The organism is Mesorhizobium sp. PL10 (assembly GCF_053714315.1).
On sequence record NZ_JBSKBR010000004.1, the window covers coordinates 166,323 to 179,675 of the forward strand.

12 protein-coding genes are annotated in these 13,353 nt (G+C 62.6%); 2 read left to right on the plus strand and 10 right to left on the minus strand.

Annotated elements, in window-relative coordinates:
- Positions 1-753, minus strand: a complete 753-nt coding sequence (gene fliR, locus ACWGTO_RS09160; RefSeq protein WP_454574537.1) for a flagellar biosynthetic protein FliR — start codon at positions 751-753, stop codon at positions 1-3.
- Positions 750-2,837: a flagellar biosynthesis protein FlhA gene (gene flhA / locus ACWGTO_RS09165; RefSeq protein ID WP_454574538.1), complete on the minus strand. Its 2,088-nt coding sequence runs from the start codon at positions 2,835-2,837 to the stop codon at positions 750-752. Before flhA ends, fliR begins: the two co-directional genes overlap by 4 nt.
- Positions 2,838-2,958: 121 nt before the next feature.
- Here flhA and ACWGTO_RS09170 point away from each other — a divergent pair, with 121 nt between their 5' ends.
- Both ACWGTO_RS09170 and ACWGTO_RS09175 read left to right on the plus strand, forming a co-directional pair.
- A complete protein-coding gene (locus ACWGTO_RS09170; RefSeq protein ID WP_454574539.1) occupies positions 2,959-3,258 on the plus strand; it encodes a putative quinol monooxygenase in 300 nt (99 codons plus the stop codon).
- 205 nt (positions 3,259-3,463) lie between these two features.
- Positions 3,464-5,176: a chloride channel protein gene (locus ACWGTO_RS09175; protein ID WP_454574680.1), complete on the plus strand. Its 1,713-nt coding sequence runs from the start codon at positions 3,464-3,466 to the stop codon at positions 5,174-5,176.
- A gap of 103 nt (positions 5,177-5,279) precedes the next feature.
- On the opposite strand, the gene ACWGTO_RS09180 is transcribed toward ACWGTO_RS09175, so the two are convergent.
- From ACWGTO_RS09180 to flaF, 8 genes are all read right to left on the minus strand, one after another.
- Positions 5,280-7,313 carry a putative bifunctional diguanylate cyclase/phosphodiesterase gene (locus ACWGTO_RS09180; protein ID WP_454574540.1) on the minus strand — a complete coding sequence of 678 codons (2,034 nt, stop codon included), beginning with the start codon at positions 7,311-7,313 and terminating at the stop codon, positions 5,280-5,282.
- 16 nt (positions 7,314-7,329) lie between these two features.
- A complete protein-coding gene (locus ACWGTO_RS09185) occupies positions 7,330-7,860 on the minus strand; it encodes a molybdopterin-dependent oxidoreductase (RefSeq protein WP_454574541.1) in 531 nt (176 codons plus the stop codon).
- A gap of 173 nt (positions 7,861-8,033) precedes the next feature.
- Positions 8,034-9,677, minus strand: a complete 1,644-nt coding sequence (locus ACWGTO_RS09190) for an MFS transporter (RefSeq protein ID WP_454574542.1) — start codon at positions 9,675-9,677, stop codon at positions 8,034-8,036.
- Between the two features lie 223 nt (positions 9,678-9,900).
- Positions 9,901-11,769 (minus strand): asparagine synthase (glutamine-hydrolyzing), encoded by a 1,869-nt coding sequence (gene asnB, locus ACWGTO_RS09195; protein ID WP_454574543.1) that lies wholly within the window; start codon positions 11,767-11,769, stop codon positions 9,901-9,903.
- A gap of 71 nt (positions 11,770-11,840) precedes the next feature.
- Positions 11,841-12,107, minus strand: coding sequence for a flagellar biosynthesis protein FliQ (gene fliQ / locus ACWGTO_RS09200; RefSeq protein WP_127853917.1), 267 nt, complete (start codon positions 12,105-12,107; stop codon positions 11,841-11,843).
- Between the two features lie 25 nt (positions 12,108-12,132).
- The gene (gene flgD / locus ACWGTO_RS09205; protein ID WP_454574544.1) at positions 12,133-12,540 is read right to left on the minus strand and encodes a flagellar hook assembly protein FlgD; all 408 of its coding nucleotides are present in this window, start codon (positions 12,538-12,540) and stop codon (positions 12,133-12,135) included.
- A complete protein-coding gene (gene flbT, locus ACWGTO_RS09210; RefSeq protein WP_454574545.1) occupies positions 12,540-12,983 on the minus strand; it encodes a flagellar biosynthesis repressor FlbT in 444 nt (147 codons plus the stop codon). The genes flgD and flbT overlap by 1 nt, the downstream gene beginning before the upstream one ends.
- Positions 12,980-13,327, minus strand: coding sequence for a flagellar biosynthesis regulator FlaF (gene flaF / locus ACWGTO_RS09215; RefSeq protein ID WP_454574546.1), 348 nt, complete (start codon positions 13,325-13,327; stop codon positions 12,980-12,982). Before flaF ends, flbT begins: the two co-directional genes overlap by 4 nt.
- Between the last annotated feature and the right edge of the window lie 26 nt (positions 13,328-13,353).

Consider the following 13,353-nt stretch of genomic DNA (forward strand, 5'->3'; position numbering starts at 1 on the left):
TCACCTCGCCAGGGTCAGGTCGACGAAGCCGTCGACGAACAGCGACAGCATGGTGCCGATGGCGAAGTAGAAGATGATCATGCCGCCGGCGATGACGAAGGGCAGCGAGATGAAATAGACCGGAATCTGCGGCGTCAGCTTGTTGACGAAGCCGATGGTCAGATTGACCAGTATGGCATAGGCGACGAACGGACTGCCAAGCCGGAGCACCAGGAAGAAGGCGTCCGACACGGTGTCGGTGAGATCGACGAGCGCTGCCTGCGGATTGAAGAAGACGTTGACCGGCGCCACCGTGTAGGAGGCGACCAGCGCGCGGATGATCTCGTGGTCGAAATCGAAGACGAAGAGCAGCAGCAGCGCCGAGAACGAGATGATGGCGGCAAGGGCTGCCTGCGGCTCCGGCTCCTCGATGGCCGGGCCGCCAGTGCCGCCATAGCCGATCAGCATGGCGATGGCCGAGCCCATGAAGCGCAGCGCCTCCATGTAGAGCCTTGTCATGGCGCCGATCAGCCCGCCGACCAGCAGTTCGGAGATGATCATCGGCGCCAGCACCTGCGGACGCGCATCGACGAAGGGAAAGATCTTGTCCCACAGGAAGGCGAGCAGGCCGCCGGTGGCGGCGATCGACACGAACAGCCGGACCTGGACCGGCACGCGGGCGCTGGAGAGGCCCGGCATCAGCATGAAGCAGGCGCCGATGCGGCAGAAGGCGAGGAAGGCGGCGATGACGACGCCTTGCGACAATACGTTCACGAGATTGTCCCGAGCACCTTGATCTCGACGCCCTTGGCGATTTCGACATGGGAGAGCACGGGAAGCGTCGTGAACAGGCGCTCGATGATCATGCGGACATAGGGCCGCGCATCGGGCGCGGTGACGAGGACAAAACGCTCGCCGGCCTCGAGATGCTTGCGGATCGCCTTGGTCGCATCCTGGCCGAATTCTTCCAGCTGGCGCGGGTCGATGTCGAATTCGCGCACTTCGCCCTTGGCGTCGCGCTTGAGGCTCTGGTGGAAGGCGAGGTCCCAACGGTTGCCGAGGCGCAGCACCTTGAGCATGCCGCCTTCCGAGAGATCGCCGCAGATCTGCTGCGCCATGCGGATGCGGACATGCTCGACGATCTGCTCCGTGCGGCGCACATGGGGCGCGATCTCGGCGATGGCCTCGATGATCAGGTGCAAATTGCGAATCGAGACGCGCTCGGCCAGCAGCAGTTTCAGCACCGCCTGCAGGCCGGGGTAGGAGATGTGCGAGGTGCAGATCTCGTCGGCGAGTTTTCTGTATTCCGGATCCTGGCGTTCGAGCAGCGCCTTCATGTCCTTGTAGGACAGAAGCTGCGGCAGGTTGTTGCGGATCACTTCGGAGAGATGGGTGAGCAGCACCGACATGTTGTCGGCAAAAGTGTAGTTCTCGCGCTTCAGATCCTCGGCGAAGGTTTCCAGCACCGAGAAGGCTCGCATGCCGAAGGCCGGCTCGCGGATTTCCTCGCCGGGTACGTCGGGCAGGTCACGGGTGCCGAGCAGCACCATGATCTCGCCGACGCGCATCTGATATTCGGCGACAACGGTGCCGTGGACCTTGATCTGGTAGCTCTTCGGCGGGATGCCGAAATCGTCGGCGACCCGCACCTCCGGCACGACGAAACCGTATTGGGTGGCAAACTTCTTGCGCATCTTGGCCATGCGGAACACCAGTTCCTGATGCGACACCAGCAGCCGCGTCGACAGCTGCTTGCCAATCAGCAGTTCGATCTCGGCGGTGGTGAGCGAAGCCTTGACCGAGTTCTTTTCCTCCTCGACCTTGTTCGCCTTTTCCTGGTCCTTGAGCGCTTCGACGGCGGCAGCCTCACGGTTGGCGCGCATCGGGATGACGTAGCCGAGACCGGCCATGCCTGCGGCCAGCGTGAAGAACGGGAAGAAGGGCAGGCCGGGCATCAGCCCGAGCAGCACGAGCAGCGAGGCCGCGACATAGAGTGCGCGCGGATGGGCGCCGAGCTGCCCGAATACCGCCTGGTTGGTCGAGCCGCGTGTGCCGCCCTTGGACACCAGAAGGCCGGCGGCCAGCGAGACGATGAGCGCCGGGATCTGGGTGACGAGACCGTCGCCAACCGACAGCTTGATGAAGACATCGGCGGCTTCGCCCATGCCCATGCCATGCCTGATGTAACCGATGGCGATGCCGCCGACGATGTTGATGGCGGTGATGATGAGGCCGGCAATCGCATCGCCCCGCACGAATTTCGAGGCGCCGTCCATGGAGCCGAAGAAGGAGGATTCTTCCTCTAGTTCCCGGCGGCGCAATTGCGCCGTCTTGTCGTCGATCATGCCGGCGGACAGATCGGCGTCGATCGACATCTGCTTGCCGGGGATGGCGTCGAGGGTGAAGCGGGCGCCGACTTCAGCGATACGGGTGGCGCCCTTGGTGATGACGATGAAGTTCACCACGATGAGAATGAGGAAGACGATCAGGCCGATGACGAAGTCGCTGGCCATCACCAGCCGGGAGAAGCCGGCGATGACATAGCCGGCGGCGTGCGTACCCTCATTGCCGTGCGACAGGATCATGCGCGTGGTGGCGATGTTGAGGGACAGACGCAGCATCGTGGCGATGAGCAGCACGGTCGGGAAGGACGAGAAATCGAGCGGCCGCTGGATCCACAGCGCCACCATCAGGATCAGCACCGACAGCGCGATCGAGAAGGCGAGGCCGATGTCGATGAGGAAGGCCGGGATCGGCAGGAACAGCACGGCCAGGATGATGACGATGCCGATGGCGAAGAAGACATCGCGGCCATTCTTGGCCACTGTTCCCGTCGCTAAGCTTTCGCTGATCGCCATATCGTCCCCGAGCCATGGACTGCCCGAACTTGAGGGCAGCCCTTCGAGCCTAACCGGCCAAGCTTGCGCGAGGGTGGGAGACTGGCTACTGCCGAAAGGACAGAAGCTTTGAGGAGAGATCATGCTGGTGATCATCGGCACTATCCGCCTGCCGGCGGAACGGCTCGACGAAGCAAGGCCGGCCATGCAGCGCATGATCTCCGGCAGCCGCGCCGAGCCTGGCTGCCTAGACTATTCCTATGCGCAGGACGTGCTCGACGCCGGGCTCATCCACGTGACGGAGGTGTGGAACGACAGGGAAGCACTCGACGCGCATTTCCGCTCGCCGCACATCGCCGACTGGCGGGCGAGCTGGGCAGCGCTCGGCATCGGCAAGCGCAACCTCAAGCTTTATGAGGCCGGCGAGCCCAATCCGACTTGACCAGCAGCGGCCATCGGGTCGGGACAGACAACGCCAAAATGACGCCACAAGCGGTCGGCATTGCGGTTGCCTCGCAATGCCGCCGGGCGTATCAGCCAAGGCAGCTTTCAACCCTCGCACATCGGCGAGCTGCCTCGTGTCCGCCATAAGTCACCGCCAAGTCTATGCCCGCCGGCTGCGCGCGGTGCTGATCCGATCGATCCCGATGCTCGAGGCGCGCGGAATCGTCATCGTCCTGCTGGCGGGTGCGGTCGGGGTGATGGCGGGCGGACTGGTCACCGGCATGAGCGCGCTGGTGCAGGGCCTGCACTTCCTGCTCTTCGACGTTCAGCCGGGCGGCCGGCTTTCGGGAATGTTTTCCCTTGCCAATCCGATGCAGGCGATGTTTCCGGCAATCGGTGGCTTGGTGCTCGGCCTGTCGGTGATCTGGCTGCGCAGGTGGAAATTCCGCACCCCCGTCGATCCTATCGAGGCGAACGCGCTCTATGGCGGACGCATGTCGCTCACCGATACCTTCATCATCGTCGTCCAGACGATGATATCGAGTGGCTTCGGCGCCTCCGTCGGATTGGAAGCCGGCTACACGCAGATCGGCTCCGGCGTTGCATCACGGCTGGCGCGTGCCTTGCGGCTGCGCCGCAACGATGTCCGCATCCTGGTCGGCTGCGGCGCCGCGGGAGCTATCGCCGCCGCCTTCGACGCGCCGTTGACCGGCGCCTTTTACGGCTTTGAACTGATCATCGGAATCTATTCGGTCGCCAACGTCGCGCCGGTGATGACGGCCGCGATCTGCGCTTCGCTGACCGCCGAGACGTTCGGCGGCGTGCCGTTCCCGCTGGAATTGTCCGGCCTGCCTGAACTGACCGCCAGCCAGTATTTGCCGTTCCTGTTGCTCGGGCTGCTCGGCGGCGGCGCCTCGGTCGCCATCATGTATCTGGTAAGCATGGTCGAGCGCGGCTTTGCGCAGCTGAGGATCGATGCCTCGATCCGTCCGTTCATCGGCGGCATCTTCGTCGGACTGCTCGGGTTGATCACGCCGCAGGTGCTGTCCTCAGGCCATGGCGCACTGCATCGCGAATTCGCGATGAATTACGGGCTCGCCGTCGTTGCCAGCGTCTTCGTGCTCAAGCTCGCGGCGTCGGCGATCTCGCTCGGCTCGGGCTTTCGCGGCGGTCTGTTCTTTGCCTCCCTGTTTCTTGGCGCGCTACTCGGCAAGGTTTTCGCCGGCGTCATGGCCATCATCTCGCCGGCAACCGGCATCGACCCTTCCGTCGCCGCCGTCGTCGGCATGACGTCGCTTGCCGTCGGTGTCGTCGGCGGACCGCTGACGATGACCTTCCTGGCACTGGAATCGACTCGCGACCTGACGCTTACCGGCGTCGTGCTGGCGGCCTCGCTGATGGCGGCGATCCTGGTGCGCGAGACCTTCGGCTACTCCTTCTCGACCTGGCGCTTCCATCTGCGCGGCGAGACGATCCGCAGCGCCCATGACGTCGGCTGGATGCGCAATCTGACGGTCGGAAAAATGATGCGCCAGGATGTCCGCACCGTCGATGCCGCAAAGACGCTTGCCGCGTTTCGCAAAGACGTGCCGCTGGGTTCGGCGCAGCGCGTCATCGCCGTCGACGAAGACCAGCATTATGTCGGCGTGCTGATCGTCGCCGAACTGCACAGCGACCCCTCGGACGGCGAGACGCCGGTGCTGGCGCTGGCCAAATTCATGGACGCGGTGCTGGTGCCGACCATGAACGTCCAGTCCGCCGCTGAAACTTTCCAGCGCGCCGGCGCCGAGGAACTGGCGGTGGTCGAGGATTTCGACAATCGGGCCGTTGTCGGGCTTCTGACCGAGGGCCATCTGATGCGGCGCTACGCCGAGGAACTCGACAAGGCGCGGCGCGATCTGTCGGGCGAGGGCTGAGGGCTAGAGCAATTCCAGGAAAAGTGTGAGTGGTTTTCCGTCCGGAATTGCGTCAAAACAAGAAGATTGAGCGGTTCTCCGTTTCCATGAACCGTGAAACGCTCTAATTGGCGGTCTTCCGGCTTTGCTTGGCGACAACATTGGCTTTCCGCAGCAGAGTTGGGGCCGGGGCGAAGGGACTCAGCCTGAACTTTTCGACATTTTTGGCGCGGCCTTGCCTTGCGATGAGGTAGTTTGTCATCAGTCTCTCCTCAACGGGCTCCGACATAAAGAACCCTTGAGCGCCGTGGCAGTGTTCGTGGATCAGAAAGTCGAGTTGAGCTTCGTTCTCCACCCCCTCCGCGACAACGGTCAGACCTAGCGAATTGGCCAGCGCGATGATCCCTCGAACCACATTCTGTTTCCTGGTGGAGGAAGCCAGATCGGCCAGGAACGAGCGATCGATTTTCAGTTGGTTCAAGTTGAAATCGGCAAGATATCCGAAGCTCGCATAGCCGGACCCAAAATCGTCGAGTGCCAGGCTGACTCCGATTTCTCGAATTTTCCCGATAGTCTCCAGGGCATTGCGGCTGTCCTGGATAAATATACCTTCCGTGATCTCCAATTGCAGGCGCGATGGCGGCAATCCGGTCTGCTGCAGCATCTCGGTGAGGTGCGTCAGATAGGCATAGGCTTGGAGGCTTTTTCCAGAGACGTTGACTGAACAGATGAACTCCTCGGCGGAAATGGGCATCCATTTGGCGGCTTGCACGCAAGCCTTGCCCAGAACCACCTTGTCGAGTTCCAATATCAAATCACTCCGCTCCGCGATTGGAATGAACGATGCCGGCGGACGAACCGCCCCCGAGACAGGATCGCGCCAGCGGACCAGTGCCTCGGCGCCGGTCATGCGGCCGGTCGCCAGCTCGAACTGGGGTTGCCAAACCAGGAAGAACTCGTCGCAATTAAGCGCCCGTTTGATGGCTGCTTCTTCACCAAGCTGCATGTCGATCTGACTTAGGATTGAGGGCGAAAACGTCACGAAACCGGACCGCCCTTCGGCCTTCGCCTTGTAGAGAGCACTGTCTGCGTTGTGCAGCAACATGGAGATGTCGGAACCATGTTGGGGGAAACACGCCATGCCGATGCTGGCGCCAATGCGCACCTGGTGGCCCTCCAACTCGGCAAACCTGTTCAACTGCTCGCGCAGACGTTCTCCTAAATCGTCACCAACGTTCCACTCGGCAACAGCCATGATCGCAAATTCGTCTCCGCCCAATCGCACGGCGGCTATGTCGTCGGCCTGCTCGACCGACTCAAGGACTTCGGCAACCGCTTTCAGCAGCAGATCTCCGACGTGATGACCGAAGGTGTCGTTCACGCTCTTGAAGTGGTCGAGATCGATCAGCAGCAACTGAAGCTGTTTGCCGGTCTCCCTCGCCCGGTCCAGCATGGCGTCCCTGTTGGCTGCCATCCAGGCACGATTCTTCAACCCCGTCGTCGCGTCGCGCCAGGCAAGAAATTCCAGCTGCTTTATGGTTTCCCGGCGCCCGATGAACAGAACGGCCGTCCCTATCGCCAGCAGCGACAGGATCGTCAAGGCAAAGGCTATCTGATAGTTGAACCTCTTCAAGCTGACTTCCGATGAATAGAGATCGGCGTTAACTTCCTCACCGTATTTGTAGTACTCGTCGTTCATCCTGCCGACGATCTGCTCAAGCTCCAAACCCAGTTCCGTCAGCCTTTTTTGATCGAGCGGCAGCCCCGCCGCAATCACGGCATCAAGTCGCTTCACTGCATCGTCGACGCGCGGCACGATACCTGCATAAGCTGGAATTGCGCTGATCGTCTCTCTGCCGTCGATCCGATCGAAGCGAATGTAAACCAGGTCGTTTGCCGCCGACAGTTGATCGAGGCTCACTTGGGAATTGGGAGCGCCTTCGGCGAGTGAAATCATATCCCTCAGGTGGGTCACGTCGCGTATCGCGATGTGGAATTCGCGGATGGCGAAGAACCCGAACCTAGGCAGCGATGACTCGATCTTGCTGATACTGATAAACAGCATGACGATGAGGATCGCGGAACCGATCGCCGCCAGCCCTATGGCGCTGCCGTAGGTAAGCGGAATTTGCCAGCCTCTCAGTCGAGAACCTACCATTGAGGCCTACAGCCGATCAGTTGCCGGACTCGATCGTCTTGATCAGCCAGATCCATCGCGGCTTGCAGATCGGCGTGTCGAAGGCGGGGTGGTCCTTGAGAGGGTAGATCAGGCGGGTCGGTCCTTGCGTCCGTCGGGTGAGCAACTCCCCGTCCTGGCGGGTTGCGAGAAGCAGAGGCCCTTCCGTCCAATCTTCGTGCGGGATTACCTGCACGTATTCGTCCACTGCCCGTAGGGTAACCGAATCCCTATCTTCCAACCCCACGGATTTAAGCACGTCTCGGAACAGAACGCCTTGAAAGGTCAGTTGCCCGTTCTCGAAAGGACTTGTGGTGACGACCTTGTAGAGGCCGAGCTTTTCCAACTGCCGCAGCGTGATCGGGATCGACTTGCCGTCCTTCTGAACGTTGAAAGCCACAGTCTCCGGTGGCTCGGGAAAACTGGCCGGTTCTAGCGCCCAAACGGGCAACGCGCCGATCGCCAGGACAGCCAGCATCAGCAGGCTGCGCATAAGCATAAACTGGCCCTTCTTCAGCAAGGACAACATATCACTATCCTTCCCGCCGAGCGGAGCCGCTACGGATCTTGGCCGCAGGCTCTCGCTGGCTAACAGTCGATACTGCCGTTGAAAGCTTAATTTTTTGGTCGGTTTCGTTTCGAAACTGGCGGCGATCGCCGACACAGGCCACTAGAGCCATGTGTAGCCCGGCTCAGAAGAAATCAGTGCTCGATCGGGCCTTTCGCCATCACCAGCGCGGTGCCGGCGGTCGTCGGGCGCTCGATCAGGCGGCGCACGCGCGGTGGTTCGTCGCCGCTGTGCAGCGCCCGTATGCGCTCGCCGACGACGGCATCGGCATGGGTGGCGCGCCGGTTGTGGCGGATGTATTCCAGCCAGGTCGGCGTGTGGTAGTGCTCGATCCAGACGGATGGATTTTCAAGGTCGCGCGCGAGCGTCCAGTTGCGGGCGCCGTCGCGGCGGCGGATGCGCCCGCGCTCGGCCATGGTGGCGAGGAATTCGGGCACGTCCTCGTCGCGGATGACATACTCGATCATGATCGCGATCGGGCCGCTGCGCGGCTTGAGGTCGAGGCCGAGATGCGGCTCCTTGAAGCGGTTGAGCGGATCGAGGTTGAGCGCGGCCTGTTGCGGCAAGGGCAGGAGCAGGCCGATGGCGCCGCCGACAAGCATGGCGATGGCGGCCGCAATCAGCGCTGTTTCAGCGCCATGCGCGTCGGCAACCACGCCCCACACCCAGCTGCCCAGCGCAATGCCGCCGAAAGTCGCCGTCTGGTAGACCGAAAGCACCCGGCCGACGACCCAGCGCGGCGTCGACATCTGCACGGTGACGTTGAAGTGCGACAGCGCAATTACCCAGCAGGCGCCGCCGATGAGCAGGCCCGCCGCGGTCTGCCCGGCATTGTGGCTGATTGCGGCGTTGAAGGCGCAGACGGCGAAGCCGGCGAAGGCCATGCGCACCATCGTCTCGCTGGACAGCAATTGTCTGAGACGCACGCTGATCAGCGCGCCGCCGACGGCGCCGATGCCGAAGGCGCCGAGCATGATGCCGTAGGTCAAGGCATCGCCCTTGACGACGTCGCGCGCCACCAGCGGCAACAGCGCCAGCACCGCGCCGGCGCTGAAGCCGAAGGCCGAGCCCCTGACCAGCACCTTGCCGATGTTGGGCGACATGGCGACATAGCGCAGGCCGGCGCCCATGGCCGCACCCAGCGTCTCGCGCGGCAGCGTCGAGACCGGCAGCTCCGGCTTCCAGCGGAAGAGCACGATGATGAGGCCGATATAGCTCAGCGCATTGGCGGCAAAGGCAGCGGCCGCACCGGCGGCGGCAACTATGATGCCGCCGATCGCCGGGCCGACGCTGCGCGTCAGGTTGAAGCCGAGGGAATTCAGCGCAACGGCCGCCGGCAGCTTGTTGCGGGGCACCATGTCGCCGACCGACGCCTGCCAGGACGGGTTGTTGAGCGCCGTGCCGCTGTCGATCAGGAAGGTGAAGGCAAGCAGCGTCCACGGGGTCATCCAGCCGTTCCAGGTGAACAGCGTCAGAAGTGCGGAGATGACCAGCATGAAGACCTGGGCGATCAGCATCACCTTGCGCCGGTTAAAGCTGTCGGCGATGGCGCCGGCGACGAGTGCAAACAGCATGATCGGCAGAGTGGTCGAGGCCTGGACCAGCGCCACCTGATAGGGCGAGGTGGCGATGGTGGTCATCATCCAGGCGGCGCCGACGCCCTGGATCAGGCCACCGAAATTCGACACCAGGCTGGCCGACCAGACGGCGCGAAAAATACCATGCCGGAACGGCGCCAGCGCCGAGACGCGTTCGCTGTCCGGCTCGTCATCGATCATCAGACCTGTCCCACCTTCATGCGCTGGTTTCGTCCGCCGGGACGGCAATCATGGCATCCGTTTGAAATAGAGCACGACATCCAAAAGGGCGAACGCCTCTTTGAAAAAGATCATGGTCCAACAAGAGGGTAGCAAGGCGAAAATACGTCAGCCGGCAAGGGTTCGCTACCCAGGGCGATGTTCTCGTTGGTCCACCGCGCGGGGGTATCGGACGGGGGCAAAGTCAGCTTCTGTCGCGGGCGGCGGCATGCAGGGCCTCGGTCAACGTGCCGGTCGTCTCGCCGCCGGCGTGAAGGCGTAGGAAAAGCTCCATGCCGACAAGCCGCAGCCTGGACGGTTCCTCGCGCCGCGCGAGCTGGATCATGTCCTCCACGCTCGCGGCGGGCCACTTCATGGCATCGCGCAGGAAGCCGCCGCGCAGCAAAGTCTCGGTGCCGGCCGAGAATTCGGACGATATCTCGAAGCCGATCTTGCGCGCCTGGACGTTCTGACGCGGAATATGCTTTTCAGCGACCTTCCGCAAAAGCCATTTTCCTGTTTTGTCGCGGTATTTATGCCGCCTCGGCAAATGGATCGCGAAGTCGATCAGCCGGTTCTCCAGGAACGGAACCCTGAGTTCCACGGACGCCGCCATGCTCAGCCGGTCGTGCCGGTTGAGGATGTCCTGCAGATGCGAATAGAGGTCATAGAGGCAATGTCCGAGGAAGGCACGATCGGCAGGCGGAGCTACCGGCTGCAGGCGGTCGAAAATCTCGGTCTGGAGGAAATTCAGCTCGGGTGACAGGGCACGCAGGACCATGCCGCGCTCCATTTGCGAGTGGCTGCCAGCCGAGACCTTGTAGGGGCCACGGCGCTGCTGTTCGAATTTCCGGTCGAGCGAGCGCTTCGAATGCAACAGACGCCGGGGCCACGACCAGGAACGCCATTTCCTCATGCTCAAGGCCTGCAGGGGGTAACCGCCAAACAATTCGTCGGCGCCTTCCCCGGTGAGCAGCACCTTGATGCCATCGGCCCGGCATTGTTCGGCAAGCGCCAGCAGCCCGACATGGCTGGCGTGCCAGCCATCGCTTTCAATATGCCAGATTACCCTTGGCCAAAGTTCGAAAAACCGATCCCTGTCGACCGGCACACGGCGCAAGGGCACGCCGACATGGCGGCCGGTGCGTTCGGCGTCTTCGGCCTCGCTGCGGCCGAGCTGCGGGTCGACGACATAACCATGGACCTCCGGTCTGAACCGCTTCGCCAGTGCGGTGATCAGACCGGAATCGACGCCGCTGCTGCAGGCCGTAGCAACGCCGGTATCGGCGACGCAATGAAGCCCGACGCTGTCCTTCAGCAATGCCTCCAGCGTCGCCATGTGCTCCGCATCGGAGGATACGTCGCCGGTGATACGCGCGGTCTGCAGCACGTCCAGCACATGCCAGAAGCAGCGCTTCTCGATACCGCCATCGGTGATCTTCCACAGGCCGGCGGGCGGCAGCCGCTCGATGCGGTCGAACAGGCTGTAGCTGGAATCACGGCTCTGCCAGGCCAGCCGCAAGGTCATCTCGCGTCTGTCGATATCGCGCGGGAAACCGTCGCAGGCGAGGAGTGCCTTGTCCTCCGAGGCAAACGCGATCCGCTCCGGCATCTCCGCCACCGACATCGGCTTGATGCCGAGACGATCGCGGGCAAGCCACAGCGCACCGTTGCGGGCGTCGAAATAGGCGAAGGAAAACATGCCGTCGAACAGCGGCACGGCCTTTTCGGGACCCCAGTGATGCAAGGCTTCGAGCACCACTTCGGCATCGCAGATCGTTCGAAAGACGACGCCTTGCGCCTGCAGCGTCTCGCGCAGCGAGCGGTAATTGTAGACCTCGCCATTGTAGACGAGGACGCCCTGGCCGGATGCGGTCAGCATCGGTTCGCGGGCGGCGGATGAGGGGTCGATGATGGTCAGCCGGCGGTGCCCGAGGGCCAGCCGGTTGTCGCTCCAGCTGTCGTGATCGTCGGGGCCGCGATGCACCAGCGCCTGCATCATGCTGGCGACATCCGACAGGTCGTTGGCGTCGATCGGGTTTCGTTTGCGCCAGACGCCGGCTATTCCGCACATGGCCTGCCGGTGAGTTCTGCCTGAGTCATGGCCTGCAATCTAGCCGGAACAGGGCCGCCTGCAAGCGGTGCCTAGAACCCGTTTTCGATGCGCTCGAAGATGACGTTGGTGAAGGCCGAGATCTGGCTGCCGATGAACGGACCGGTCAGCGCCACGACCAGCATGATGGCGACGATCTTGGGCACGAAGGTCAGGGTGATTTCCTGGATCTGGGTCAGGGCCTGGATCAGCGCGATGCCGATGCCGACCGCCATGGCGACCAGCACCACCGGCGCGGAAGCGGTGAGCACCGTCCACACCGCGTACTGGACGATGTCGAGTGCGTCGGCCTCGTTCATGTGAGTGCGCCTCTGCGGAACCGGCCTAGCTGGCCGGCTTGATCGAAACGCCCGCGCCAACCGGCACTTCGGTGCCGTTCTGCAGTACCGCGATCAGGCCGTTGCTGGCAAGCTTGACGGAGGCCACGACGCCCGTCGTCTTGCCGTCGGCGGAAGTGATCGAACGGCCGATCAGGGCGTCCGCCTGCGACAGCGCCGAGGACTGCATGATCTGCTCGAGCTTGGTGTTGGTCTGCACCGATTGCTCGACCTGCGAGAAGGTGGCGAGCTGGGCGACATACTGCGTCGAATCCATCGGTTTCGTCGGATCCTGGTTCTTCATCTCGGCGACCAGCAGCTTCAGGAACGACTGGTAGTCGACCGCTGTCTTCGAAGTTTGCTGGGTGCCCTGGTTGGCGCCCGTCGGGATCGTCGTCGTCATGTCTACATTCATCAGTATCGTGCTCCCACGGCCTGCGGGCGCTGCGCACCCTGAACATCGTCATTGCCGCCAAGCGCGCGGCGTTCGAGCGGATAAAGCGCGCGGATCGCCTTAAGCGCTTCATAAATGTGGTCTTCACCGACCATGCGGTCGATCTGCTTCAGCGCGCTGTTGATCTGCTCGTCCTCGAAGCTTGCCAGCAGCAGGGGGAGTGAGCGGCGAAACATGGCGCGCGCCTCGACGGCGCCGGCCGGGTTCATCAGCATGACCTGCAGGATGAAGTAGAGCTGCTTCAGCGGTGTCGAGGCCTCGTCGGCCTGGATGACATGGTTCTCGAGCAAAAACTGCACATCGTTCATCAGCTCGACGGTGACCTTGCGGTCGACGCGAATGACGGCGCCGTTGATGTAGATCTTCTCGTTCGGCTTCAGCGATATCTTCAACGTGTTGGTCATTGAATGCCGTCCCGGATGATCTGGGACACTTCGATCAGGCCTTCGAAATTGTCGGTGCGGCCCTGGCGGATGTCCTCGGCCTCGCGCAGCAGCCACAGGCCGATGGAGATGAGGTTGGCGCGCAGTTCCTTGGGCAGGACATTGTCGCTGGAGCCGAGATCCTCGACGAAGGTGGTCCAGACCCGGTTGGTGAAGTGCAGCGCCTCGACCGCCTCCATCGAAGTGTGACCGACAGCCGCCGCTGCTGCCAGCATCTCGATCGAGCGGGTCAAAAGCTGCCGCTCGCGATCCTTCGCATCGGCAACGGAGTCGGTCTGAACGTCGGCGTAGGAGAATTGGTACATCGTTTGGCTCTACCGTTGCGGTTGAG

Coding starts and splice junctions, on each gene's coding strand:
- flhA (WP_454574538.1), bottom strand. CDS start 2,837: ATGGCGATCAGCGAAAGCTTAGCGACGGGAACAGTGGCCAAGAATGGC.
- ACWGTO_RS09170 (WP_454574539.1), top strand. CDS start 2,959: ATGCTGGTGATCATCGGCACTATCCGCCTGCCGGCGGAACGGCTCGAC.
- ACWGTO_RS09175 (WP_454574680.1), top strand. CDS start 3,464: ATGCTCGAGGCGCGCGGAATCGTCATCGTCCTGCTGGCGGGTGCGGTC.
- ACWGTO_RS09180 (WP_454574540.1), bottom strand. CDS start 7,313: ATGGTAGGTTCTCGACTGAGAGGCTGGCAAATTCCGCTTACCTACGGC.
- ACWGTO_RS09185 (WP_454574541.1), bottom strand. CDS start 7,860: ATGTTGTCCTTGCTGAAGAAGGGCCAGTTTATGCTTATGCGCAGCCTG.
- ACWGTO_RS09190 (WP_454574542.1), bottom strand. CDS start 9,677: ATGATCGATGACGAGCCGGACAGCGAACGCGTCTCGGCGCTGGCGCCG.
- asnB (WP_454574543.1), bottom strand. CDS start 11,769: ATGTGCGGAATAGCCGGCGTCTGGCGCAAACGAAACCCGATCGACGCC.
- fliQ (WP_127853917.1), bottom strand. CDS start 12,107: ATGAACGAGGCCGACGCACTCGACATCGTCCAGTACGCGGTGTGGACG.
- flgD (WP_454574544.1), bottom strand. CDS start 12,540: ATGAATGTAGACATGACGACGACGATCCCGACGGGCGCCAACCAGGGC.
- flbT (WP_454574545.1), bottom strand. CDS start 12,983: ATGACCAACACGTTGAAGATATCGCTGAAGCCGAACGAGAAGATCTAC.
- flaF (WP_454574546.1), bottom strand. CDS start 13,327: ATGTACCAATTCTCCTACGCCGACGTTCAGACCGACTCCGTTGCCGAT.